Source organism: Methanosarcina sp. WH1 (assembly GCF_000970005.1).
Taxonomy (GTDB): domain Archaea; phylum Halobacteriota; class Methanosarcinia; order Methanosarcinales; family Methanosarcinaceae; genus Methanosarcina.
On record NZ_CP009504.1, the window covers coordinates 188,774 to 214,815 of the forward strand.

Annotated in this window: 21 protein-coding genes; 4 read left to right on the plus strand and 17 right to left on the minus strand. The window is 43.6% G+C overall.

Annotation, left to right across the window (positions count from 1 at the left end; all coding sequences use genetic code 11):
* Nucleotides 1–61 precede the first annotated feature (61 nt).
* From MSWH1_RS00860 to larE, 6 genes are all read right to left on the minus strand, one after another.
* Nucleotides 62–397, minus strand: coding sequence for an RAD55 family ATPase (locus MSWH1_RS00860; RefSeq protein ID WP_052722520.1), 336 nt, complete (start codon nt 395–397; stop codon nt 62–64).
* A gap of 210 nt (nt 398–607) precedes the next feature.
* Nucleotides 608–1,789, minus strand: a complete 1,182-nt coding sequence (locus MSWH1_RS00865; RefSeq protein WP_048125254.1) for a cysteine desulfurase — start codon at nt 1,787–1,789, stop codon at nt 608–610.
* A gap of 42 nt (nt 1,790–1,831) precedes the next feature.
* The gene (locus MSWH1_RS18680) at nt 1,832–1,990 is read right to left on the minus strand and encodes a hypothetical protein (RefSeq protein WP_156148042.1); all 159 of its coding nucleotides are present in this window, start codon (nt 1,988–1,990) and stop codon (nt 1,832–1,834) included.
* 416 nt (nt 1,991–2,406) lie between these two features.
* The gene (locus MSWH1_RS00870; RefSeq protein WP_082087989.1) at nt 2,407–2,955 is read right to left on the minus strand and encodes a DUF531 domain-containing protein; all 549 of its coding nucleotides are present in this window, start codon (nt 2,953–2,955) and stop codon (nt 2,407–2,409) included.
* Between the two features lie 60 nt (nt 2,956–3,015).
* Entirely contained in the window at nt 3,016–3,468 is a 453-nt protein-coding gene (locus tag MSWH1_RS00875) for a GNAT family N-acetyltransferase (RefSeq protein WP_048125257.1), read from the minus strand.
* Nucleotides 3,465–4,292: an ATP-dependent sacrificial sulfur transferase LarE gene (gene larE / locus MSWH1_RS00880; RefSeq protein ID WP_048125259.1), complete on the minus strand. Its 828-nt coding sequence runs from the start codon at nt 4,290–4,292 to the stop codon at nt 3,465–3,467. The genes MSWH1_RS00875 and larE overlap by 4 nt, the downstream gene beginning before the upstream one ends.
* A gap of 203 nt (nt 4,293–4,495) precedes the next feature.
* Here larE and glmM point away from each other — a divergent pair, with 203 nt between their 5' ends.
* Nucleotides 4,496–5,842, plus strand: a complete 1,347-nt coding sequence (glmM, locus tag MSWH1_RS00885) for a phosphoglucosamine mutase (protein WP_048125261.1) — start codon at nt 4,496–4,498, stop codon at nt 5,840–5,842.
* A gap of 1,077 nt (nt 5,843–6,919) precedes the next feature.
* On the opposite strand, the gene MSWH1_RS00895 is transcribed toward glmM, so the two are convergent.
* The 9 genes from MSWH1_RS00895 to MSWH1_RS00935 form a co-directional block, all read right to left on the minus strand.
* Nucleotides 6,920–8,041: a TIGR04013 family B12-binding domain/radical SAM domain-containing protein gene (locus MSWH1_RS00895; RefSeq protein WP_048125264.1), complete on the minus strand. Its 1,122-nt coding sequence runs from the start codon at nt 8,039–8,041 to the stop codon at nt 6,920–6,922.
* A gap of 66 nt (nt 8,042–8,107) precedes the next feature.
* Entirely contained in the window at nt 8,108–9,226 is a 1,119-nt protein-coding gene (locus MSWH1_RS00900; protein WP_048130141.1) for a site-2 protease family protein, read from the minus strand.
* A gap of 134 nt (nt 9,227–9,360) precedes the next feature.
* Nucleotides 9,361–9,792 carry a DUF126 domain-containing protein gene (locus tag MSWH1_RS00905; RefSeq protein ID WP_048125266.1) on the minus strand — a complete coding sequence of 144 codons (432 nt, stop codon included), beginning with the start codon at nt 9,790–9,792 and terminating at the stop codon, nt 9,361–9,363.
* On the minus strand, nt 9,779–10,984 hold the full coding sequence (locus MSWH1_RS00910; RefSeq protein ID WP_048125268.1) for an aconitase X: 1,206 nt from the start codon (nt 10,982–10,984) through the stop codon (nt 9,779–9,781). The genes MSWH1_RS00905 and MSWH1_RS00910 overlap by 14 nt, the downstream gene beginning before the upstream one ends.
* Nucleotides 10,985–11,228: 244 nt before the next feature.
* Nucleotides 11,229–12,497: a UbiD family decarboxylase gene (locus tag MSWH1_RS00915; protein WP_048125271.1), complete on the minus strand. Its 1,269-nt coding sequence runs from the start codon at nt 12,495–12,497 to the stop codon at nt 11,229–11,231.
* A 107-nt stretch (nt 12,498–12,604) separates the two neighbouring features.
* The gene (locus MSWH1_RS00920; RefSeq protein WP_048125272.1) at nt 12,605–13,672 is read right to left on the minus strand and encodes a citrate/2-methylcitrate synthase; all 1,068 of its coding nucleotides are present in this window, start codon (nt 13,670–13,672) and stop codon (nt 12,605–12,607) included.
* A 432-nt stretch (nt 13,673–14,104) separates the two neighbouring features.
* Complete coding sequence (gene acnA / locus MSWH1_RS00925) at nt 14,105–16,912, minus strand: aconitate hydratase AcnA (protein ID WP_048125273.1); 2,808 nt, start codon at nt 16,910–16,912, stop codon at nt 14,105–14,107.
* An 826-nt stretch (nt 16,913–17,738) separates the two neighbouring features.
* Nucleotides 17,739–18,275, minus strand: coding sequence for a hypothetical protein (locus tag MSWH1_RS00930; RefSeq protein ID WP_048125274.1), 537 nt, complete (start codon nt 18,273–18,275; stop codon nt 17,739–17,741).
* Entirely contained in the window at nt 18,241–19,122 is an 882-nt protein-coding gene (locus MSWH1_RS00935) for a hypothetical protein (RefSeq protein ID WP_048125276.1), read from the minus strand. Before MSWH1_RS00935 ends, MSWH1_RS00930 begins: the two co-directional genes overlap by 35 nt.
* A gap of 449 nt (nt 19,123–19,571) precedes the next feature.
* Here MSWH1_RS00935 and MSWH1_RS00940 point away from each other — a divergent pair, with 449 nt between their 5' ends.
* Nucleotides 19,572–20,303: a hypothetical protein gene (locus tag MSWH1_RS00940; protein ID WP_231585527.1), complete on the plus strand. Its 732-nt coding sequence runs from the start codon at nt 19,572–19,574 to the stop codon at nt 20,301–20,303.
* A 91-nt stretch (nt 20,304–20,394) separates the two neighbouring features.
* Here MSWH1_RS00940 and MSWH1_RS00945 read toward each other — a convergent pair whose 3' ends face one another.
* Entirely contained in the window at nt 20,395–22,140 is a 1,746-nt protein-coding gene (locus tag MSWH1_RS00945) for a VWA domain-containing protein (RefSeq protein ID WP_048125279.1), read from the minus strand.
* 45 nt (nt 22,141–22,185) lie between these two features.
* The gene (locus tag MSWH1_RS00950; RefSeq protein WP_048125281.1) at nt 22,186–23,700 is read right to left on the minus strand and encodes an AAA family ATPase; all 1,515 of its coding nucleotides are present in this window, start codon (nt 23,698–23,700) and stop codon (nt 22,186–22,188) included.
* A 397-nt stretch (nt 23,701–24,097) separates the two neighbouring features.
* Here MSWH1_RS00950 and MSWH1_RS00955 point away from each other — a divergent pair, with 397 nt between their 5' ends.
* Both MSWH1_RS00955 and MSWH1_RS00960 read left to right on the plus strand, forming a co-directional pair.
* Nucleotides 24,098–24,841: a HesA/MoeB/ThiF family protein gene (locus tag MSWH1_RS00955; protein ID WP_048125282.1), complete on the plus strand. Its 744-nt coding sequence runs from the start codon at nt 24,098–24,100 to the stop codon at nt 24,839–24,841.
* Nucleotides 24,842–25,065: 224 nt separating this feature from the next.
* Nucleotides 25,066–26,004, plus strand: a complete 939-nt coding sequence (locus MSWH1_RS00960; RefSeq protein ID WP_048125283.1) for a hypothetical protein — start codon at nt 25,066–25,068, stop codon at nt 26,002–26,004.
* Nucleotides 26,005–26,042 lie beyond the last annotated feature (38 nt).

Consider the following 26,042-nt stretch of genomic DNA (forward strand, 5'->3'; position numbering starts at 1 on the left):
GTAGAACCTGTATGACTTGTCCTCAGTAGAGGGAAGGGTGACTCAGGAAGCCGCTAAATCTTTAGTTTAACGGTAGTCCTTTTCCCAGGCGGGAAGAGAAGAGAGTCTCCTGAATCCTGCTATGAAATACATCTCCTACCACGAGCAGCCCGGAATCAATAAAAGGTTCAAGATCCATTCCCAGAGATTTTGACTGAAGGATGACATCTTCCAGCAGTGATCTTTTAAGGATCAAAAGCTCCTTCTTCCCTGCAGAGTAGTTGCTGTACAGGAAATGTGTACCCATTATTGTCTTTCCCGAACCTGTGGGTCCTGTGATAAAGATACCTTTTCCCCTGGGATATCCCCCTCCAAGGAGTGAATCAAGGCATTTTATTTCACTCGTAATCCTTTTCATTTATTTTGCTCCTGAAAAGAGTTTAGGTCAAAGCAACTTCTTTCAATTTACTGTTATGTAATGATATTCGTCAGTACCTGTATTAAAAACAATCTCTAAAAAATAAATATGTGTTCGAATGTAACTCCCCTTCTACTTAAATGCCGGATGAAATTTTCAGGATACAGGTATTTTTCAGGATACAGGTATTTTTCAGGATACAGGTATTTTTCAGGATACAAGGGATTTGAGTGCATTGACTGCATTTATAAGTATATTTACTTCTTCTTCCGTGTTGTAGAGTGCGAAGGAAGCCCTCACAGTGCTGTCAACTTCAAGGAAGCGGGTAATAGGGATTGCACAGTGGTGTCCACTGCGGACGCAAATCTTTCTGGTCTGGTCAAGGATCAGGGCAACATCGTGAGCATGAAGCCCTTTCACATTAAAAGGTACAATACCTGTCCGGTTTTCAGGCCCGTAAACCTCCACGTGCTCGAGTTCTGAGAACCTCTTTGCAGCTTCCCCGGAAAGTTTCGCTTCATGCTTTTCAATCTCAGAAACCCCTATTTTTTCCACATACTCTACTGCTCTCCCAAGCCCGATAACCCCGGGAATATTTGGAGTGCCGGCTTCAAAACAGGCAGGCGAAGGCTCAAGTGTGTATGAAAGCCCGCTGACGTCCGAAACCGCACCTCCCCCTACTAAGGCACTTTCCAAAATCTCTGGTTGTCTGATGTAGAGTACGCCTGTTCCCTGCGGGCCAAGCAGCCCTTTGTGTCCTGCGGTTGCAAAAAAATCACATTCAAGGTCTTTCAGGTCCACTGGCATATGTCCTGCAGCCTGGGCACCGTCAATAAGAGTTTTTACCCCGTTTCTGCGGGCAATTTTCGTAACCTTGCTGACATCCTGGACAGAACCTAAAACGTTTGAAACCTGGGTTATAGAGATGAGTTTTGTCTTGTCAGTGAGCGCGTTTTCTATCATCCGGGGATCAATTATGCCTTTGCGGTCCGGGCTTACAACTGTTACGTTTACTCCTTTCTTTTGCAGGCGCAGCCAGGGCAGGAGGTTTGAATGGTGCTCGAGCAGGGTTGTAACAATGTGGTCTCCTGCTTCCCAGGGATAGCTGTTTGCAACAAGGTTTATCCCTTCGGTTGTATTTTTCGTAAATATGGTCTTTGACGGATCTGCATTCAGGAAATGAGCAACAGTTTCCCGTGCATCTTCATAGTGGTTTGTGGTCTCCCTGGCAAGGCGGTGCGCTCCTCTCCCGTGGTTGCCGGCGTACCTGTAAAAATATTCAACCATGGCTTCAACTGCAGGGATCGGGGTCTGCGTAGTCGCTGTGCTGTCCAGGTACACAACTTCTTTTAAAACAGGAAAATCTTCACGGACCGCATATACATCGTACATGCTTCTTTTCTAGGAATGAGAACTAAAAAAAGCTTATGCAGGTTATTTACCCTGCAAGCCGCCTATCATAAAGCGGTAAAGGTCTAATTCATCTGTGTCCAGACTGTCTGTGCAGCCTTTTACAACTGTGTGGTAACCGTTTTTACGGTGTTTGTATTTATATTCATTTCTTTTTCTATCTTCGTTATTTAGTTCACTCATAAGTTTTCCTCCTGTCTCTTCAATGTTTGCGCTCTGTCAGGGTTAATATTTCACTCCTTCCGGATACAGGTCCATTCGGTCAGGGCAGAATTCTTGCCCCTTTCGAAAGGGTAAACTGCACTGCAGGTTAGAGCTCAAATCTTTCCGGATAAAATTCCTCAAATTGGAATTTCCGGTCCTTCCGGACGAATTCCTGAAATACAGGCCATAATTCTAGGTCCTTCAGGTTGTAAACCCCCAACAGCGCAACAGGCGTTGTTCTTACCCACAACTATATATTAATTGTAATTTGTAATATATATCTATTCCGGAATTTTTTTTAGATTGCCTTAAAATTTTTTTGGATCACTCTAATTTCGGGACGTATGCTCCACGATAGTTTTTTTATCCCGGGATCATGGATTTAAATTCAAATATCACTTTTTTGTTTCCAGATTTGCCATGAGACCTGAGATGTGGGCAGGTATCGCTCCTATTGCAGTGCATGTCTCAAGGGAAAGCCCTTTAGAGGTAATATCAAGATGGTATTTCCCTCTTTCAAAAAGTTCTTTTGGAAGTCCCTTATGCCCAAGGCCCACAAGAAATAGAAATGAACGGTTGCGTAGCGCTTCTTCAGCGACTTTCACAGGCATAACCTTCTTTTTTGGGTCTGGTTTTGAAGTGGTGATAATTATCTTCCCAAACTGGGAAGGAAATCCTTTCTTTGGAAGGTCAGACACTGAAAGGTGGTTTTTTTCGTAAAGGGTCCTGAGATAACTTCCTGATTCTCCTATGGTGGTTTTATCCATTACGAATGCGACGAGCTCTTCTGCGGTTATTTTAAAAGGGAAGTCATAAAGAGCAAGGTGGAACCCAAAAGCATGGCAAATTGGAGCGGCTCTGGCAATTGCACGGTAATGAGCATCGAGAACTTTGATCTTGTCGTAGGTATTGACGATTCCAAGGGTGAGCATAAACTGCTTCATTATGCGTTTTTGTAAAATAATGTTTCGTTAACCTTTATCAGGTCCGTTTCTTCAGGAAATTCAAAAATACCTCATGGCGTGCTGTGCACACTTCTCAAAATGCTCGCACTTTCTGCAGTCTTCCCAGAGAAGTAATTTTTCAGAATCCTGCAGTGTTATAAAACCAAGTTTTTCAAAAAAACCCGGAGCAGTCGTCCGCACATATAATTCACAGGCAGGGGCTCCAGGAGTTTCCGGGAAATCAATAGTGTTTGTAAGGTACTCCATAAGCCTGGTTCCGATTCCTTTTCCTCGAAGATTTGGATGTATGGCAATGGAGTGAAGCTCCAGAAAAGTCTTCTCGTTTGAAGTGTCCCTTATAAGGGCAGCACATCCGATCACTTTACCTTCTTTTTCAGCTAGCACAAAGTCTTCGGGTTCAAGTTCTTCCATATCCAGAAAATAAGTGGATAGAAGCCTCTGGATTGCAGAAAGGTCTTTTTTTTCGGCTTTTCGGATTAAAATTTCTGTCATATTTCTTCAGCTTTTTTCCGCATGTGAGGTTCATCCATACTTCCTGAACGGAAGCCCTCAAGGTCGAGGGTTACATAGTCAAAACCAAGAGCTTTAAGATGCCTGGATATTTTTTCTTTTTTGCGGAATGCATCCTCAAACTCCTCGTCGGTGACCTCTATCCTGGCAAGGTTGGAATGCATTCTGACTCTGAACTGCGTAAAACCCAGTGATAATAAATAATCTTCGGCTTTTTCTATTTTCTCAAGGACTTCGGTGGTAATAGGCTGTCCGTAAGCAATACGGGTTGCAAGGCAGGCTGCAGGCGGCCTGCTGGCTGCTGAAAGGGAACGATTTGAGGCAATCTCCCTGATCTCTTCCTTTGTAATGTTAAATTCCACAAACGGGGAAAATATCTTCTCTCCTGCTTCCTCAATTGCTCTGTATCCTGGACGGTTTTCCCCCTTTATTTCAGAAGCATTCGTTCCTTCAAGCACGACATTATATCCGGTTTTCTCTGCGAACTCTACCAGGGTTTCAAGAAGGGCTTTTTTGCAGAAATAACACCTGTTAATCGTATTTGCAGAAAAATAGGGCACACTGGTCAGGGAGAATGGGAGGATTTTGTGCTGAATTCCTATTTCACAGGCTGTCTGGGCAGCGGTTTCAAGCTGCTGCCTGGGAAACAGAGGAGAATCTATAGTTACGGCAAGGGCTTTTTCCCCAAGTTCCTCAAATGCAAGTGCTGCAAGAGTTGAACTGTCCACTCCCCCTGAAAATGCAATGACTGCACTTTCTCTGGCTTTTATAGCTTCTCTTATCATTTCGATCTTTGCAATGTCCATTAATAACGAGTTTTCAGCTAATAAGATATATGTATTTTCCAGCCCTATGGTCAGGTGCCTCACAATAGTTATGTAAGGGGATATGTGTGTACCGAAACTTTGTTTTCCTATCAGGGTTCTGGTTACAATAAATAAATCTAATTAGAACCTAATTTCCTTATAATGGTATAATTTTGACGTAAATAATGAGATGGAGATCTTAAATGGAATTATTCGGAACTAATGGTGTGCGTGGTATTGCCAATGAATATGTAAACCCTGAAATGGCAGTCAATTTAGCCAAAAGCCTTGGAACATACATGGGCTCAAAAGGTACGGTTGCAATTGGCTGTGATACCAGGATTTCGGGCCAGATGTTGAAATCTGCCGCAATTGCCGGAGCTCTTGCAACAGGTTTGAGTGTGATTGATGTAGGGATTGGCCCTACGCCCTCTATTCAATACTATGTGCGCGACTATGCAGATGCCGGAATCGTTATTACGGCATCTCACAACCCCAGGGAATATAATGGGATCAAGTTGATTGCAGGAGATGGTTCAGAGTTCCCGAGAGATGGGGAAAGGGAAATTGAAAAAATTTATTTTTCAGGCAAATTTTCAACGGTCTCCTGGGAAAAAACTGGAAATTTCAGGGCAGATCCGGCAGTTAATGATTATTATATCAAAAATATAATCCGGGCAGTAGATGCCGAAACAATACGCAGCCGGAAATTTAAGGTAGTGGTGGATACGGGCTGCGGGGCAGGTTCCCTTACCCTTCCTTTCCTGCTCAGGGAACTTGGCTGTGAGGTACTGACTCTTGGGGCTCAGCCTGACGGGACTTTTCCATGGAGAAATCCCGAACCCACGCCTGAAGTCCTGACTGAGCTTTCGGACCTTGTTAAAAAGACAGGTGCAGCCTTCGGGGCGGCGCATGATGGGGATGCGGACAGAATAGTCTTCATGGATGAAAACGGGGTATTTGTAAATGAAGAAGTTCTGCTTGCCATGATGGCGAAATATATGCTTGAGAGTGAAAAAGGGCCTATAGTCACTCCTGTTAGTTCTTCCCAGCGCATGGCTGATGTTGCAAAGGAAGAAGGGGTTGAACTTCACTGGACAGCTGTCGGTTCAATCAATGTCGCCCGAAAAATGATGGAAGTAGGTGCCGTTTTCGGAGGAGAGGGCAATGGAGGCCTTATTTTCCCTAAACACCAGTACTGCCGGGATGGAGCAATGGCATGCGCCAAAATCCTTGAGATTCTGGCTGGAGGGAAAAAGTTTTCCGAGTTAACTAAAAGCGTGCCTGTATACTTCAATGCAAAGACCAAGACGCCTTCCAGTGATGTAATGGGCACTATGGGGAGAATCCGAGATGAGACTTCAAGCATGGGACTCATAACAGATACCATTGATGGGGTCAAGATCTGGTATGACGATGGGTGGGTCCTTATACGCCCTTCAGGTACGGAACCTATTTTCCGGATCTTTGCCGAGGCAAAAAAGCAGGAAAGAGCAGAAGAATTAATGCAGGCAGGTCTGGAAATGGTCTTAAGGGCAGAAAAGGCCTGAACAGTAATTTTAGCCACAACAGTATCTTTTTGGAATGCAGGTTCTCAACACATCCCGAAGTAAAATATCCGGGTAGTGATAACGTGAATCTACAGGATAAAAAAATGCAGGTGAGGTTCAAGTTAAATTGAGCCTTGATCTGCCATTCTTTATTTGACTGCCTCTTATCGAAGACGGAACCAAAAAGATTAACTGGTTATGAGTTTCTAATAGAATTTTACTTTCAAATTTAAAGTGATTGGTGATTTGCTTTTGTATATACTTTTATTCTTTTAATTGCTCTTCTTTTAATTGCCTTTCTTTTAATTGCTCTTCTTTTAATTGCTCTTCTGTATATTCTTTAATTTTGTAAATTCTTTAATTCTGTAAATTCTTTATTCTACAAATTTTAATTTTATGTGTTCCATCTTCTTAATTATTATCTATTATGTATTATTTTAACATAAGTAACAACAAATTATAAATACATTGAAGCATTTCTTACATATGAGACTAAAAAAATTATCTTCCTGCAGATAAATTTGTTAGTACGAGAGCCTCCTAATTTGAAAAACATACGCCTCCTGATTTGAAAAACATATGCCTCCTGATTTGAAAAACATATGCCTCCTGATTTGAAAAACATATGCCTCCTGATTTGAAAAACATATGCCTCCTTATTTGAAAAACATATGCCTCCTGATTTGAAAAACATACGCCTCCTAAATCGTAAAAAAGTATCAGAAGGTTCTAAATCACCTGCTAAGATGAATGAAACAACAATACAAGATCGATAAGCACATTTCAAAACAAGACCTAAATACAGGATCATCAAACATCCTTTAAGAAGAGCCATCAAAACTGCATAAATAAAGAGTTCTTGAAATATAAATACAGGCAGGAGATTCAATTCCGTTAATCGGAATTGACATCTGAGTTTATATATAGTAAAGTAACAGGGTCTAAAACAAAAGTCCCTTCGTGCGATTTAATTCAAAAACGGTTCAACCAGAACGCAGGATTGGGTTTTTAAAGCCGGCATGGAGTAGCACCTGTCGGCTTTCCTTAATCCTCTTCTCCTTTTTTTCAGGTTTTCTTTTATACTTTCCTGTGTTTTTCCCAGTAACCTGTTAGTTTTCCCCCAAGGGCAAGTTTTCCAAGTTCTCGCCTGACATGGGCGCTTACTTCCGAGGGGACTGCTGATACGTACGGAGTTCCAGGCAGGGGGGTCAGGTAATGAGCTCGGACAGTCCCACCTTTTCTGCAAATCCAGCGCACAAGGTCAAGGCTTTTTTCCTGATCCTCTTCGGTTTCGGTGGGGAGCCCGAAGATGAAATCAACTGCGGGAACTATCTCATGTTCAAAGCAGCACTCAATAGCTGAGATGCTGTCCTCAACCGTATGTCCTCTCCTTATCTCTTTAAGGATGCGGTCACTCCCGGATTGAACGCCCATGCTAAGGCTGTCATTTGCACAGTATTTTCTCACCAGTTCGGCAGATTCCTCGGTCACGAATTCAGGACGGACCTCAGAAGGGAAAGTCCCGAAAAAGATCTTCTTATCGGGCAGTTCGTGCAGGGTAGAGAGCAGTTTTTCCACCTTGTCGAACCTCGGGTGAATTCCATCGCTTCCGTAAGCGAAAGCATTTGAAGCTATGAAACGGAGGTCATCATAGTGCTGTGCATTTTTCAGGATGCAATCAATGCTCCTGTGCCTGACCTCCCTTCCAAAAAGCCTGGGAGTCTGGCAATACTTACAACCCCAGGGGCAACCACGGCTGATTTCAATGGGGGAGCGAAGCTTTTTCGGGTCAAAACAGAGATATGCATCCAGGTCTACATGCTTCCTTTCAGGAGTTATGATTATCCTGCCTGTATCTGATTTGTAAGCAATTCCCTTTACCTCTCCCGGCTCTCCCTTTTCTTTCAGGACCTTTACAAGTTCTGGGAGGGTTTCTTCACCTTCGCCAATCACAACGTAATCAAAATATTCAAGTGTCTCTTCGGGAGAGCCGGAAGGATGCGGTCCTCCTGCAATGAAGATTGAGTCAGTCCCTGCATTTTCAACCTCCATGAAGACTTTCGCTGCCTGTCGTGTGGTAAAACTGTAGATCATGATCCCATTAAGGGGACTGTCTGTAAATCCGGCTTCTGGAAGTAAAGGTGAAAGAACCGCAAAGCTGTAAGAGTTCTTTTTACTATACCGGAAATGCACGTCCATTATTTTTTTCTCCTTTTTTCAGTGCTTTTTTCAGGTTTTGGTTCTCTTCAGGTTTTCCAGTTCTTTTCAGGTTATGGGCCTAAAAGGAATAAGGGTAAAGCAGAGAAGACCAAGGATAAAGGTAAGTATTCCTATAAGGATACGTTTTCTATCCAGTTTCACTTTATCATGAAGAGGGGATGGATGCCCTGCCGCTGCAAAAGCCCACAGGAAGAGCGCCCAGAATATCCAGATAAATCCGTCTCCATTTAACCAGTAAACCACATAAAAACCTATCAGGAAAAGGACCTTGGGCATCATTGAAGATACCCAATCCGCTTTTTTGCCGAGCATTGCTCTGAGCACATGCCCGCCGTCAAGCTGCCCTGCAGGAAGGAGATTCAGAAGGGTTACAAACATCCCTACCCAGCCTGCAAAAGCTACAGGGTGCAGGTCGCTCCCCGTAACCCCAACAAGTTTCTGGAGCATCACAAAAAGAGGGGGGAGGCCAAGCTCAAACATCAGAGCATCGGGTAAGGGGGTTACTGCAGGTGCATCAAGATTTAGCCCGATTATAGTAACTGCAGTTGAGACCAGGAGCCCTACCAGAGGCCCTGCAATTCCAACATCAAAGAGAGCCTTTCGGTCAGGGATAGGTCCCCTGTAACGGATTACCGCTCCCATAGTGCCTATAAAAGTTGGAAACGGAATAAAGTAAGGGAGGGAGGTTTTCATCCCATGGTGCCTTGCCATTGCATAATGAGCCATCTCATGAGAGCCGAGCACAGCCAGTATTGCAAAGGTGAAGGGCAAACCCTGAAAAATCTGAAGGGGATCACTCCAGAGGTCAACTCCGAACAACCAGGCTCCGCAGATCATGGTTGTAAACACTGTTGCTATGAAAAGTGCAAGGTTCACCCAGACTTTTTCCTTTGACTTTTTTATAGGTGCAACAATAAGAACGTGTTCTCCAAGTTCGTATTTCAGGGTACCTCCAAACCCTCGTTGTTCGAGGGGAGCCCAGAGTTCTCCCATTACATTTTCGGCATCTGTTTTAGGGGTGCCGAAAAAATAAAGAATCTCTCTGGACTTCTGGATTTCATATACGTCAAATACCCTCATTATGAAAGGGTATATACGGGAAATCATCTCTTCAGTATCTAATTTACCATCGCTTTTTCTCTGGTCTTCTTTTCCCTGTTTCATTTTAAGTTTCACGTCTTTGCAGCTTGAGGTTTTTTTAGCTTTTACATTTAATGCAATTTTCACGTTTTAAGCTTAAACGGCAAGGTATTCAGGTTTAAAGTTAATTCAGGATCATTAATGTTTAATCTGCATCATTATTCTGCCTTACTGCCTTTCGGTTTAATAAATTTGATATATCCCTCGCTGCCGTTTACCAGGACAATGTCTCCATCCTTTAAAAACTCATATGGGCTTTTTTCCAGCATGTCAACTAAAGGGATTTCAGATATAATTGCTCCTACCGCTACAATCGGTTCGGTTTCCAGATTGATAATTGCTACCGGTCCAGCTTCATTCTTCTTCAGCTGGTACATTACATAGGAGCCAACAGTCGAGCCCTTTCCATGGGGAAAAACAAGAACTTTCCCTTTGATTGATTTTCCTGCAAGAGAGTGTTTTTCTTCGACAACAATTCCTGTTTTAGGGTCTACACTGCCAAGGAACGATATGGGGTCTCTGGAAAGCAAAACTTCCCCTTCTGCACATCCCCTGGAAATTGTCCGACCTTTGAGTTTAATAGGAATCACCTGCCTTTTTTCCTTTCCCTCCGGTTGCTTCCTCTATGCAGGCTTCCATATTTCCGTATACACTTTCAGCTCCGCACATCCCCGGCACGTAGGCAAAGGCTTTTCCCGAATTCACCATAACGCAGGAGTAGCTGTTGGTTGCCGGAGAAACTACCATACAGGTATCGCAGACAACCTTAGCCCCGCTTCCCTCAATGGTCCGGATATATTCAGGGTAGCGTTTTGCAAGTTCCCGCGAGGTAAAGATCCAGGTTTCTTTTGAAACCGTTTTTCCTTTCAGGAGCTCAGCCGCTTTTTTAAGTTCAGCTGCAGAACAGTGGGGACAACCGATGGTAATCAGCTCGGGTTCTTTTCCAACTCTTTTTCTGCTCTCATAAACTTCATCAAGCTGGCTTCTCTCGATAATAATTTTTTCTTCAGGTTCTTCAAAGCCCAGCCTGCAGGTTTCAGGGGTCACTTTTTCCACATGATAAAGTGCCACTGCTCCGGATGCCGCCATTGCAGCTCCAAGGGCTTTAAGCTCATCCTTCTCCGGAGTATCCTTCAGGTGAAAAATAGGTATCCTGCTCCCTATGATTTTGCCTGCTACATATCCAAGGGCTCCATAATCTGATTCTTTAAGTGAGCACTCCACACGGATCGAAACTTCAGGAATGCGGTTTTCCTTAAGATGTAACCCATAGTTTGCAGTTTTCCCCAGAAGCGCTGCCGAAAGGGCAGATGGTCCTCCCTCCCTGTTTGTTCGGGCTCCTATTACGGAGTTTGCATAGGAAATGGCTGAGGACTCACTCCATGCTAGGTGGTCGCCGTAGCCCGCTGAAAAGCCTTCTAGGTTATAAGGAGTACAGGTACATTCACAGCGAATCCCAAGCTTTTTGTAAGCCTGAATAATTTCTTTCTGCTTTTCTGCAAATTCAGGAGAAATTCTCAACCTTTCCCAGTCTTTCAGGTCCATTCCAGCCGGGTTTAGGATTGCAGGGACCTTTACCTGTCCCTCAAGGTCCGATATCCAGTCAAGTCCGGCATCGCCTATGGTTTTATAAGAGACGCCTGCAATCTGGGCACTTCTGATGGGGATCAACCCTTCCGCACCATAGATGTCCCCGAGAGCTACAAGGATCTCAATCGCTTTCCTGAGAGTCTCTCCGGCTTCTCCATTCAGAATTTGTTCTTCTTCTTTTGTAAGGTACATGAAAATTCACTCTTTAATTGCCAGGTAGTAAAGAAATAATGCAAAATCTTGAGTCAGGCCTGATTGTGGCATGTACAAACAATTAAATCAAGTACAGAACACTGAGGCAAGTATAAAATATTAAAGCAAGGTTAGGGTATTCTATACCTCGGATTGCAGCCACTTAAAAATTATCTGCCCTTTAAAAATCTCATATTTTTAAAAGCTTAATATCAGTCATTTAATATCAGTCATTTAATATCAGTCATTCTTCAGGAATGACTGCCCTTTCGAAGTTCTCTTTTTCAATAAGGACTTTTGTAGCATCGATTCCTACTTTTGTAGTCGTCCCGTCAGGAGCCCCTCTGGGATCAAGGGAACTTCCGCGGACATTAGGAATAATCATAATATCCATATCCCCTTTTACCCTTGTAGCAATTGCAAATTCGACATCATCAGGGTCAAAGATATTTATGTCCTCATCCACGACCACTACATGTTTCAGGCTTGTATGGGCTGCAAAGGCTGCCATTATGGCGTTTTTCCCGTCTCCTTCAGTCTGCTTTTCGATCTGTACGATTGCATGAAGGTAACAGCATCCTCCTTCTGTCAAGACCACGTTTTTGACGGTCGTAACTTCCCCTACAGCTCTGTATATCCTTGGCTCGTAAGGCACTCCCATCATCAGGAGATGTTCGGGACCAGCAGGCAGAATTCCGTGATAAATCGGGTCTTTTCTGTGGATCACGCGGGTGATGTGGATTACAGGTTCTTTCCTTACCACATCGTATGTTCCGGTAATGTCCACAAATGGACCTTCATCAACTTTTTTCACAGGGTCAACATACCCCTCGAGCACGATCTCGGAGTGTGGTACTTTTATCCCATTTGAGCACTCAAAGAGTTCTACCGGAGCACCCCGCAGGGCGGCCGCGTATTCAAATTCCTTTCCGACAGGAACCCTTGTAGAGGTTGCGTAAATAATCGTAGGGTCGCAGCCGATAACAATTGCAACAGGCAGAGGTTCACCTTTTTCGATGGCTTTTTTGTGCAGGAGGTAGGTATGTCTCGGGGGGACAAGGCGGGCTGCGAGTTTGTCTTTTCCCACAAGCATAAGGCGGTGGATTGAAGCATTAATGGTGCCTCCGTATTCGGAAACCACAATCCCTGCAGTTATATAGGGAGCTCCGTCTTTTTCAAAATGGGTAAGGATTGGAAGTTTTGTGAGGTCAACCTCGTTTTCTATGACTTCAAGGGTAGGAGATTCTGAAACTATCCGGACTTCGCCTTCCGGAGAAACTTCCGCAAGCTTCCTTATTATTTCTTCTTTAAGAACCCCTAGCATGGAAGCAAGCTCGTCCCTGGACCCGAGCAGGTTCATAATAACCTTTGAACCTGAAATGTCGCGGAAAAGAACCGGAGCTTTTGTTTTTTTTGCAATCCTTGAAGCCTCGAATCTCGGGGAAACGGGCTGCGGAACTTCTACCAGTTTTCCGTTTTCTTTTAACCGGTCTATAAAATCTCTATAACTCATGGGTATCTGGATATCAAAAAGCGGTCAGATGATAAAAAGATTCTCTGATACCAGGGCTTAATAGTTTCATGCCCTATTTCAGGCATAAACAGTTTTTTTCTGAAATTTTAACATTCATCGAGCATGAAGGCTCTGGGTCTTATGATCTTTTTCTTCTCATACTGGTCGAAACAATGGGCTATCCAGCCCGAGACTCTCCCGATTGCAAAGATCGAGGTCGCAAGCTGCGGAGGAATTTCCATATATTTGTAGATGACCCCGGAATAGAAATCAACATTCGGATAAATCGGCTTTCCTCTTTTTTCCACAAGCTCGCGGACAACAACATTTTCGATTGCCTCGGCTGTCGCGTACCAGCACATATCCCCTTTAGATTCAGCCAGTTTCTTTGAGAGCTGCTTGAATATTGTGCCCCTGGGGTCATATGTCTTGTACACTCTGTGCCCGAATCCCATTATTTTTTCTCTCTGTTTGATTTTCTCAAGGACAAATTTCTCAGCATTTTCAGGGCTGGCAACTTCTTCAAGCATATTCATAACTTCTGCCCTTGCCCCTCCATGAAGGGGGCCTTTAAGCGTGCAGAGTCCTGAAACAACTGCAGAATAGAGGTCGGACATGGTTGAAGCTGTAACTCTGGATGAGAAGGTGGAGGCATTCAGCTCATGCTCGGCACTGAGAATAAAGTCTTTTTCCATGACTTCAGCTTCCAGTGGTTCTGGCTTGCTTCCTTTTATCATGTACAGGAAATTGGCTCCGTGAGATATGGAGGGATCAGGGGGCACAGGTTCCTTTCCATTTGACACTCTATAATAAGCAGCAACAATGGTTGGGATTATGGCAATTAACCTTATGGCTTTTCTTATATTTCCTTCCGGGGAACTGTCATTCAGGTCCGGATCGAATTGGGATATGAAAGAAATGACTGTGCGCAGCGCTTCCATAGCATCGATATTGAAATTGCACATGCGGATAATGTCCATTACCTCCCTGTTGATTTCACGCTCCGCATGCAGGCGGGCTGAGTACTTGGCAAGTTCCTGTTCTCCGGGGAGCTCTCCCCGGATTAGCAGATAGGAAACTGCATCATAAGGAAGTTCGACTAGTTCGTGGATATCGACTTCCCTGTATTTCAGAACGCCCTCCAGCCCGTCTATGAAACATATATTTTTACTCATTTTCTACCTCACAGTTATGCGTAGAGGATTTTCAAAAAACTTTGAAATTGGGGAATCCTCTGATTATACGTGAAAGATTTAACACGAAGGATCTTTTGGGTCCAAAAATAGGGTGACAATGCAATTGTATTATCATCGAATAAGTATATTAAATTTGTTGAAATTGTAACTTTAAATCTTTTTAAATATATTTTCTTATGTTAAAAATCCTGCCCCCTTAATCTCCTTATCTATTTTAAGAACGGGGTATAATATTTTTCGTAAAGTACCCCTCTTCAAATAAAGTATCCCTCTTCAAAATACCTTTTTGAGCTAAAATACCCCTGTATACAATACGGATAAAAGAAAGGTTCCTGAAAAAATAAGAAGCCTTATTAAGGCTTGTGGAACCTCCTAACTAATCTTTTCATGCTATTCTGGCATAAGTGACCATTATTTTTTCTTCACCGAATCCCTGAGGAACTTATGCAAAATTCCTCCATTCCTGTAGTACTCTATCTCCACAGCCGAGTCCAGCCTCAATGCGACCTTAAACTCTTTTTTTCTCCCGTTATCGTCCTTTGCTCTTACGGTAAGCTCTCCGTGAGGTTCCATTTTCTCAATGCCGAGGATATCGTAGCTTTCTTTTCCCGTGAGGCCAAGGGTATCTGCATTTTCCCCCTCCCTAAATTGCAGAGGAAGAACTCCCATACCCACAAGGTTGCTTCTGTGTATGCGTTCGAAGGACTCGGCAATAACAGCCTTTACTCCAAGGAGGAATGTTCCTTTTGCTGCCCAGTCGCGGGAACTACCTGTTCCGTACTCTTTTCCTGCGAGAACAATCAAGGGGGTATTGTTTTCCGCATAGAGCAAAGATGCATCGTAGATAGGGATCCCCTCACATGCCTCGGGCGGGAAGTCTTCTCCTTTTAGGTGGTAGACAGTCCAGCCTCCTTCCCTGGCTACAAGCCTGTTCCTGAGCCGGATGTTCGCGAAAGTTCCACGCATCATTACTTCATGGTTGCCCCGGCGCGAGCCGTAGGAATTGAAATCTTTCTGGTCCACACCCCAGGATATCAGATATCTGCCTGCAGGGCTGTCTGCCGGGATATTTCCTGCAGGGGAGATGTGGTCTGTAGTGATGCTATCTCCGAAAAAAGCAAGAACCCTGGCGTTTTGTATATCTCCCGGCAGAGGCAAAGTAAGCGGGAAATCCACAAAATACGGCGGCTCCTGAATGTAGGTGGATGTCGGGCTCCAGTCATAGAGGGTACCTTCAGGCACATCCAGGTCTTTCCAGAGTTTTGCTCCTTCCAGAACCCCGGAGTATTCTTTTTTGAACATTGAAGGCTTAACGCTGTTCTTTTCAGCTTCCCTTATCTCTTCGTTTCGGGGCCAGATATCCTTTAGATAAACAGGGAGTCCGTTCGGGTCATAAGCAAGGGGGTCGGTTTCAAAGTTTATGTTTATTGTGCCCGCGATTGCATATGCAACAACAAGCGGAGGAGAGGCAAGGTAGTTTGCTTTTACATGGGGGTTGATCCTGCCTTCGAAGTTCCTGTTCCCGCTGAGTACGGCTGCAACTGTAAGGTCTTTTTCTTCAATTTCCTTTGCAACATGTTCGGGTAGAGGTCCGCTGTTCCCTATACAGGTCGTACATCCGTATCCTACCTGGTGGAAACCCAGCGCCTCCAGATAGGGCAGAAGACCTGCGGCTCCAAGATACTCGGTGGCCACCCTTGAGCCCGGAGACAGGCTTGTTTTCACAAAAGGTTTAACCCTCAGACCCTTTTCAACAGCTTTTTTTGCGACCAGCCCGGCTCCTATGAGAACCGATGGGTTGGAAGTATTGGTACAGGAAGTGATAGAAGCGATTACTACGGAACCGTGTGTGACCCTGAAATCTCTCTCATGGGGCTCAACCTTTTCTGCCTCTTCCATGCCCAATGCTTCGGCTTCTTCTACCGGGGCTCCTCCTTCTCCCAGCCAGCGCAGATAGGCAGGGTCTCTGGTCAGCTCAGCACCTCCCTCCTTCTTTCTTATAAAGGTCTGCCTCATTGTTTCACGGAAATTTTCCGAAACTTCGTTCAGGAAGAGCTGGTCTTGCGGACGTTTTGGTCCTGCGATACAGGGCTTTACAGTCCCCATATCAAGTTCGAGAGCGCTGCTGAAAAGAGGTTCGGGTTTGTGGATTGAGTAAAGAAGGTCCTGGGCTTCCAGGTACTTTTTTACAAGGTCAACCTGCTCATCACTTCTGCCTGTCCTCTTCAGGTAGTTTAAGGTCTCCATGTCAGGCGGGAAAATCCCGAGCGTTGCCCCGTATTCGGGAGCCATGTTTGAAATCGTTGCCCTGTCCGGGAGGCTTAAGGAATTCATGCCGGGTCCGTAGAACTCGACAAACTTGCCGACTACACCGTGCTTTCTTAATATTTTGGTGATCGTAAGAACTAGATCCGTGGCTGTAACCCCAGGTCCCAGTTTTCCATAGAGTTTGAAGCCCACAACCTCAGGAACGGGAATATAGTAAGGCTGTCCGAGCATTACGGCTTCGGCTTCTATGCCGCCTACTCCCCAGCCAAGGACTCCTATCCCGTTTATCATTGTGGTATGGGAGTCAGTTCCGACAAGGGTGTCAGGGAATGCAAATAACTCACCTTCCTTCTCTTTCAGGTGCACGAGTGGGGTCAGGTACTCAAGATTCACCTGGTGGATGATCCCTCTTCCAGGGGGTACGACCCTGAAATTATCAAAGGCATTCTGTGCCCAGCGGAGGACGGTATAACGCTCCCGGTTGCGTTCAAACTCCTTTTTCTCATTTTCTTCAAGGGCATATGAGGTTCCATAGGAATCCACCTGAACCGAGTGGTCAATGACCATGTCAGCAGGAATTACAGGATTGATTTTGGCAGGGTCTCCTCCAAGGCGCTCCATTGCCGAGCGGAGGGCTGCCAGGTCAACTACTGCGGGCACACCCGTGAAGTCCTGCATGATTACCCTTGAAGGAATAAACGGGATATCCCTCTTGCTTATATTTTCAGGACTCCAGCGGGCAAGGGCTTCCACGTCCTCTGTAGCTATCAGGTGCTTTTCAGTATCCGCATGCCGGAGCAGGGATTCCAGCAGGATCCTTATAGAGTAGGGGAGCAGGGAAATCCCTTCAAAGCCCTTTTCTTCCAGTTTGCTCAGTCTGTAAATTGTAGCTTTTCCGGCAATTGTTTCGATGCTATCTCTTACCCCAAAGGGGTCCAGGCCTTCTCTCATTGTATTTTTTACCTCCAGCAAAAATATAAAGTAAAGATAAGTATGGATTAAAGATAATCGTGGCTAATGTTCTTCCATTAACTCTTTATCTTATGAAACTTCCTCTCTTTTGTCCCTGAGACTATTTTATTCCTTCGGGCTTGTTATCTTCCTTTTTTTGGAGACCAGAAGTTTATCGCTCTTTCCCCCACCTGATTCCCGGTTCTCGGCATTCTATTTCAATTATATATTCAGGGGCTCTTTTCCAGCCCTTCCCCGTTTTCAAGCACTTGCAGGATAAAAGGTAAGTTTTAAAGACAGGTTTTTTTGATTTTTCCTGATTTTCCTTGGGAATTATACCCAAGTTAATTATATATCATTCAATGGGAATTATACCCAAGTTAATTATATATCATTCAATATTATATGTTATCTATTATAATAACCATTGACCGTTTCAGCTTTCAAAAATCTGTCCTTTAAGGTTCTGGGATATGAATGTCCAGAATTATGTATCCCCCCATACTGTTTTAGCAGGGGTAAGGGTGATGTGGACAGGAAAATGATTGAAATCCAGGTCGAGAAAATTAAAAGGCTCCTTTAATATGCCTGATTCTTCGGATCTGTATTCCCAGGGGTCGATCAACAGATTCCAGGCTCCTCCATCATCCTGAATATCTGATGAAGAGGGAAATGGATCGGAAATGGATCGGAAATGGATCGGGACTGAATCGGAAATGGATCGGAAATGGATCGGGACTGAATCGGGACTGAATCGGGACTGAATCTGAAAAAATGGAGCCTTTTATAGAAAAATAAACCAAAAAAAGGATGGAAAGGGGGTTGTTTATTCTTTAGCGTCCCTGATTGTAATTGTGTAATCAAAGTTTTCAGTGTTTTTGGGAAGGATTGAAAGCGTCCATTCTCCTGTAGCTCCCGGAACTGTATAGGTCTCTACAAACGTTGTGGTTCCACCCCGATAGCTTCCATGGTTGGAAGTTTCCATGCCGCCTGCGATTCTGGCGGATACATATGAAAGATACGGTTGTTGATATGTGTCATCTATTATGTTTACCGAGCCGCTGTATTTCGTGCTTACGAGAGTGGGTGTTACCTCGTTTCCAGAGGGGTCTTTCAGGCTCACCTCAAAAGAAGAAGCAAGGTCCCGTTTTCCTCCTGCGGTGTACAGGCCGTATCCGTACCGATAGGCGCTTACCTCTATGTTGATGGTGCCGTTAGTCCCGGCTTTAAAGGTGGCTTCATAAGGCTTTTCGAGGATCGGGAGAATTCGGAAATTAAGGGAAACTTTCCCTTCGTATTCTCTGATCCCGGGATCATCTATGTTAAGGTCAAGGCTTCCTGTGTAGCTGCCTTTTGCATGCATCTGTTGGAACTTTAAGTGTCAGCTTTACAATGGATGTTTGGCCTGCTTTTACCTTTTCCGGGGCTTCGACATTTATCGCATCATTTCCGAAGGCATATGTTACTCCTCCGTAAGGAGAGATGCTATCGTAATATATGATGTCTCCTCCCTCTGTAAGCTCAGGGGATATTGCAATATCTGTACTGCCCGTGTTCCGGAGTTTTATCTCATAAGTATAGGTATTTCCTGCTTTTACAAGGTTGTTGATGTAAGGTGTAAGGATCTGGACTGTGGGCGGGACCCATACCTGCAGGTTAAGCTGCATTGTGCCCGGAAATTTCGAATAATAGCCTGCTACATCTCCTTCAGGCACATCTTCCGTAAAGGCGATGAGTATGGCATAGTTCCCAGGTTCTGCATCTCCGGGTACGTTTACCTCCACCTCAAACTCCTCTTTTTCTTCCGGGGCCAGGTCCTTTGCGGAGGGGCTTATGCTGACCCAGCTTTCATTTATGAAGTTTTCAGTATAAGGGATGATAACAGGTCCGGGGTACAATGCAATGGTTTTATTGTCTTTGTTTCCAACAGTCACAGTAAAGTTTTTACTGTCTCCTGGCTTCAGTTTAAGGTACTGATAAGCCGGATCTACACTGATTTTTTCAAACTCGGGATACCCGGGATAATAATCTCCAGCATAAATTCCGGATGCAGCACCAGAGCTAGTTGCCACTTTCATCTTCATCACTTCAATTTCTGCAGGCGCAGTCGTCTTTCCTGCCCCTGCCCCTGCACAGGCATTTGAGAGAATGGATACGAGAAGGAGCCCGCATATGACTATTTTCAATGTCTTTACATTCTGTATACTCATGCTTTTCACCTCGCCTGATATTAACTAAAGCATGAGACTTATAAAAAAATTATCTAATCTACGAATCAATCTGCAGTTCTTTTTGAAAAAAAAGGAATTTAAGTGCTTTTTTTCATTTATAACCTTTTTTGTGGGCTTATTAAAGTAAAAACCGTTTTTATGCTTTTTTATTATTTTGTTCTCCTTTCCAGTACGATATTTATATGATGTTTATATGATGTTTCATTACTACAAGCGTTTCAGTATGATATTTCCGGGTTTACAATATTCTTGTACGATAACTCGGGATTTCGCCGCAATGTAAACAGAAAAAGATATTAAACCCCGGAATGAAATCTGTTTATGTAATTACGAACTATGTATGTGGTAAAAATGATACTGAAATCACTTCAGGCGATGAACATTTTCGGTAAAAATCGAGTAATTCTTGCTTCATAACAGGCATGGATGTGATTTTCTTGCTCAAAAATAAACAGGACATATTCAGGAAATTTTCAAATTCCGGCAGCAGGCTCAGGAAAAATCGTGGGTCTGGGAAGGATTCTTTACACGACTCTCTCATGTGGTCCTGTCCTGTAATTGACGCCGACTTTGTTGAGGTTAGCGAAGGTCCTACATTTGATGGAGATTATTCTGCCGAACCGGATCCCGAACTGATAGAAAATCTCAGAGAATACCTTGGAACAAGATCTAAAGAGGAAATCACTGAAATCTTTGAAGAAATTCGCAAAATCCTGGAAAGCAGAAATTCCGAAGGCAGATTTTCAAGAGACCCCAGGGGGAGCTCTTATGATTACGAAAAAGAGTGGCTGAAAGATATTCCGGGAAGAGCTTTCAGGACGGTTTCGAAAACTGCCTCCTGTGGGAGGGACCGGGTAATAAAAATCTCAAAAACCGTCTCTTCAAAAGCCTCAACAATAGCTTCCGACAGTAAGGAGTCAGTAAAGGGCTCTTCGAAAAAACTTAATGATAAGTGGAGTAATTTAAGTCCCCGGGACCGCAAGATGATCTCTGAAGTGATAATTACAGTGATCGAAATTGGTCTGCTTAAGAATTCCAATAAAGGTAAAAAGGCGGCATTTGTTGTTCTGTCAAGTATTTACAAACACCAAACGCCAGGTAAGAAAGATCTTGAAGATTTCATAGAAGAGATGAGCAGGCGTTTTAAACGCAGACGTTAATTGTAAATCTTTGATCCTGTTTTTATATGAAACCTGAGTTCTCGAGAATTCCAATCTGTATGAAATTCACTATTTCTATTTCTATGACCAGTTAAACCCCCCTCACAGGTCTGCTGATTGCTTTTATAAACCTTGCGGGGCTTTCTTCAGCCTGCCAGTTTCCGGCATCAGGGATAATATAGGTATGGTCTGAGACCTGGTCCAGCCCTCCTGCATCATAGTTTCCTATTATCAGGGAAAATATGCGGGCTTTTCTTTCGGCTTTTATTTCATTCCATTCCCGGATAAGAGGTATTTCTGAGAGTTCGGAAGCACCGTCGGTAAGGAAAAGGAGGTCTGCTCCCTGATAGGCTTTTTCTTCTTTTATTGCTTTGAGCCCTGCACGAAGAGCCGTATTGAAGTCTGTTCCGCCCCCGAAAGTATATTTGAGAAAGTCCAGAAACTCTTTACCCATGCGTTTTTTATCTGTAAGTTTGATCTCAACTGTCTGCCATTTCGATGAAAAAAGAATTACTTTGACATCCCTGTTTTCTCTTAACATCCTCCTTGTAATTGCCAGTACCACGGCTTTTGCAAAAATTTCAGGGGCTCCACGCATGGAGCCAGAGGTATCAACCAGGGCGACCACAGATCCTTTTCTCTTTTTTCCTGCAGAGTTTGAGTTCCAGTTTTTCCCTCTGAGCTGGTATGTAAGGAGTTTTTCTTCGATCATGTCAGCATAGAACTTGAGCTTCAGGATGGGGTGTTTGAGTTTTACGGCTTCTACCGGAAGCAGGGTCTGGATCTCCCCTGAAAAAGTAATTGAGTGCACTTCACTTTTGCTGTGCGGCGACAACTGCAGTTTCTTTGAGCCGTACTCAAGCTCAATTCTGCCAACCTGTTCGAGAATCTCATGCAGGTCGGAACTCTTCCTGAGAATTGCTGCATATTTTTCAAGGTTTTCGAAGTATTCCCTGTGAAGGGCCTGTAAAGAGTAGTCCCACATTCTTCCTGGAAAGAGCATGGAGAGGATCTCAAGCATTTCCAGGTGGTCTTCGAGGACAGGGATAAGCTCCTCAAGCTTTGCAGCTATCCTTTCTCCTATTACAGAGTCAACTGCTTCTCCAGCTTTTTCGCTGAACATGAATTCCAGGGTCATTGAGGCAAGTCTTTCCAACGCTGCAGTGTTTTCAGGCTCCTGGCTCTGTTTGCTCTCTATCCGATCTTCATCATTTTTATGGAAATTTCCCTGGCTATTATTTCCTGCTCTCTGGTTATCATCTTCTGCCTTTTTTCTGTCCTGCCATTCGTTCACATTTCTCTGCCAGTCAGAGTATTTCGGGCTTTCAGACCTTTCCAGCCTGTTCCTTTCCCATATGGCTTGAGTTTCACTGATCAATTCTTTCAGGGCTTTCAGACTCTTTTCCAGCCCTTTCTGGGATTTTTTGAACAGGGTCTGTTCTATTTTTTCGTAATCTTCAAGAAGAGTAAAAATTTCTTCCAGCAGACTTTTCAAGAGAAAAATCCCTGCCATACGGTTTGCTCCTGCAAGGGTTTTTACTTCTTCCCAGACCTGCTGGTTTCTCATACTGAGGAAAATCGGATAAAAAACTCCAAATTTCTCCATAAAGCGTTTTTCGTCTTTTATCTCGTAGCTTTTTCCTGAGAGGAGTTCATAAATAAGGACCTTGGCAATCTCTTCTCTGAGCCTGTGAGGCACTTTTCGGGGAGTTGCCAGAAATTCCCGCAGTTCGGTATTTAATATAGTAAAGGGATTAAACACCTGATCAAAATATAATTCCCTGCCTGATCCGGACAGGTCTTCGAAACCTTTTTTCGAACTTTTCGGGTTCTGCATATTTTTTGTTTCCTTTCTTTTTCGGACTTTCAGGAACTTTCCAATTCAGGAAACTTCTGCTTTTTTGAGTTCCACATCAAATATCTTCGGTTTTTCGAGCAGAGCCCGGATTTCTTTCAGATGGTTTGCAATTTCGTAAATATCAGTGTTTTTGGAACGGTATTTCATCAGGATCTCTTTGCTGTCCTGTCCGGAAACCCAGATATTTTCCCTGAGCGTATCCTCAAGGACTTTTTCTTCTTCCTGCACTTGCTTTCTGAAGTAGTTCAGTCTTTCTTCAAGGTTTTCGTACTCTTTTTCGTAGAGCCTCTTGTCTCCGTAGTCCAGGCTGAGTTTGAACTCAAACCCGTACTTCCGGCGGAACTGCTCTACAACTGCTTCAAAGCCCAGTGAACTGTTAATATTGTTGCCGTATTCAAGCCCGAAACTGTAGGTGTGGGTAGGGAACTCGGTGTGGTGTTTTAAAAAATCAAGGGCATTATTAAATGTGAGACTCTTCGGAGCTTTCACTCCTGTAAACCTGGAACTCTTCATGCCTCCGGTTACCTTTTTCTCCTGTTCAAAGCACTTGTTGCAGGACAGAGGGTCCGGAAGTTCCTGTTGCAGGCAACTGTAAACAGAATTTCTCAGGTCAAGCACGTTTTGTTTGAGCTTTCCGGTATCAGTACCTCCTGAGACAATCCTTTCCAGAATAAGTTTCCTTACAGTTTCCTTTTGCTCAGGGAGGTCCCAGAGCATGTGCTGGAGCAGGACCACAGTCATCCTGTTTACGCTGGTGTGCCCGTTTACGGCTGAAGCGACTCTGAGGACGTTTATAATCTTCTTCCAGCGCCTGTCTGAAACGAAGATATTGGAGTTCTTAAGCTCTCTTCTCAGCTCTTTAATAATTGCTCGAACTTCAGGGTCTACACGCATATCCCTTGCTTTCTTCTGGATTTCCTTTATATCTTCAACCGGGAGTTTTATTGAAGACATGAAATCCTCGGTATTTTCGAAAATAAGGGCTTCAAGGTTTTCTTCATGCTGAATATAATCCACGCTATACCTGAAAAGGAACCTGTCATAAAGCGCTTCAAGGCTTTCGTCTTCTTCGGGCAGTTCGTTGGAAGCCCCAAAAACGGAAAAGAGAGGAACATCCATGACCTCCTTGCCATTATGGTATTTTCTCTCGTTAAGAACTGTCAGGAGGCTGTTTAATATAGAGCTGTTCGCCTTGAATATTTCGTCAAGAAGGGCGATATGTGCAGTCGGCAGGTAGCCTTCTACCCTCCGGCTGAATTCGTCCTTCTCAAGCGCCTTTAGAGAAAGTGGTCCAAATATTTCTTCCGGAGTGGAAAACCGGGTAAGGAGGTAATGGAAAAAGTTTCCTCCTTCGATAGTTTCGCAGATTTTGTTTGCAAGCAGGGTTTTTGCAGTTCCCGGAGGGCCCAGCAAAAGAACGTGTTCTCCAGAGAGCAGTGCCAGCAGAGAACCGTTGATTTCAGCGTCTCTTTCTTTAAAGTAATCAGAGAATTCCTGTTTTATATTGAGGATTGTATTTTTTAAATCCAGAACTTTCATAAACTCCAAAACCTTTATATATCTCTCTTTTCCAGCATCTCATCTGTAAGCCTGTAAAAGGGTTTTGCAATAATAAATAGCAGTATCAGGCTCCAGTAATCTTAATAATGATTTAACTATTTTTATGTGTCCTGCCTTAATTAATTTTTCCAAAAAAATTCTGATTCTTAACCCCTTATTTTTAACCCCTTATTTTTAACCCCTTATTTTTAACCCCTTATTCTTAACCCCTTATATTCCTGCGGGTTGTCCGAAGAGGTTATGCATAAAGAATTCAATCATTACTGAAATGGTTTTAACTTCTCTGGATAATAAAGTTATTCGGAGAATAAATGGCGTTATTCGGAAACTAGCCAACAAAATCAATATTCGAGACGAATATTCTGGAAGATCTTTCATGAATGATTTTGAACATGAAAAATACAGCCGGCAAATTCTTCTTTTTGGAGAAGAGGGGCAGGAAAAGTTGAGAAATGCGAAAGTACTGGTTGCCGGTGCAGGCGGACTCGGAAGCCCCATTTCCACATATCTTGCAATAGCCGGGGTCGGGAAAATAATTCTTGCAGATTTTGATTCGGTGGATCTCAGTAATCTGAACAGGCAGTTTCTCCACCATGAGAAGGATATTGGAAGAGCTAAGGTCGAATCTGCAAAGGAAAAGCTTCTTTCTATGAATCCTGGAATCGAGGTTGAAACCATCGGGGAAATGCTTACCGAATCAAACATTGAATCCCTGATTCCTGAATGCGATATTATTGTCGATGCTCTTGATAACCTTGAAACCAGACATTTGCTCAACAGGCTTGCCGTAAAAAGGAGGATCCCTTTAGTTCATGGAGCAGTTACCGGATATGATGGGCAGGTAACTACGATAATTCCTGGAAAAACTCCCTGCTTTTACTGTATTTTCCCGCGAATTTCTAGAAAGGAAGTTTTTCCGGTTCTTGGAACAACTCCGGGTATTATCGGCTCTATTCAGGCAAATGAAGCAATTAAGTTTCTTATTGGAAAAGGAAAGCTTCTGGAAAGCCGACTCTTATTCTGGAACGGGCTTTCAGGAAATTTCAGTGAAATCTCTCTCTCAAAGTTAAATAATTGTCCGGTTTGTGGATCTCTTAATAAATCAAATGAATCTAAATAAGCACAAATACTCATAAATAAGATAATCTATAAATATATCGGAACCACTGTTATATAATAGAGGTGACTGGGTATAAATGTATTCACTGGGCATAAATGCACCTATACCTATTCAAAGGAAGGACGAATATTTGTTTTAATTTCCTGCTTATTGAACCTTTTTTTATATATCCTTAGTAATAATATCTTATAATATCTTATGGGATATATCGTAGGAGGATATTTATGAAACGGAAGGTCCCGCCAGTTGAGGCCAAAGGCGATAATTGGCAAGATTATTCAGGCTCATTGTCTCAGGGATTTTGCGATCTTAGTCCCTATGCCCCTTATTTCTCTTGTGCTTCTGTCCCGAACGTTCCCTATCTTGATCTAAAAATCTTTCGGGAATCCAGGGTTAAGTCATTGATTAAGACACACAGTAAGGATATGTACCAGCTGCTTGAGAAGGTTAACTTTGATGGGAAATACTACAGAATAAAGTGTGTGAATTCTGGGGAATGGGAATGCTGCTGGGACCTGGCTATCAAGGTTCAGTTTTTCGGGAAAATGCAGGGAGTGGTTCTTTATCCCAAACGTCTGTTTTCCCGGAAAGAAAAAAAGATTGTTTACAGGTCTGTAATCCTTGTTAACCCCTATCAGCTCTGGGACGAGGCTCTTGTAAACAAATTCTGGAACTTGCAGGAGAGAGTTGAATTCCTCATATCCAGAATCCTTTTCCACGAGTGTATTCATCTTATGATCTCACTTGGAAATACCCTGCCTTCCTGTTTTGGAAATACGGATATATATCTTGAGTTCAGAAAGATGTTTGAGGTCTCCAGTTCTAATAAACTTTTATCTGAGCGTCATGAGGTGGAGTTCCGCCTCTGGAGTCTTGTCCTTTTTGGAGCTTCAGGTTCCGAAAGTGAACAAGTCCTGCTCGGAAGAGTTCAGGAGATCTATGAATTTCTTATTAATGAAAAATACAGTAACCAGAAAACGGGAAATATTTTTCATTCCCCTTTTAAAAATGAAAAAATAGCCCGGAAATATGCCTGGGTGGCAGCTGTCAAAGCCGGAGGGGATGTCCATGTCAACAAAAATGTATGGAAAGTGGAAGTCCGCAGGCTCAGCATCGCACTTAGAGGGCTGTATAATGGGATTGATGCGCTGCTTGACAATTGAACAGAATGGGCTTTTGATCCTTTCCTTCTTTTTTCCTC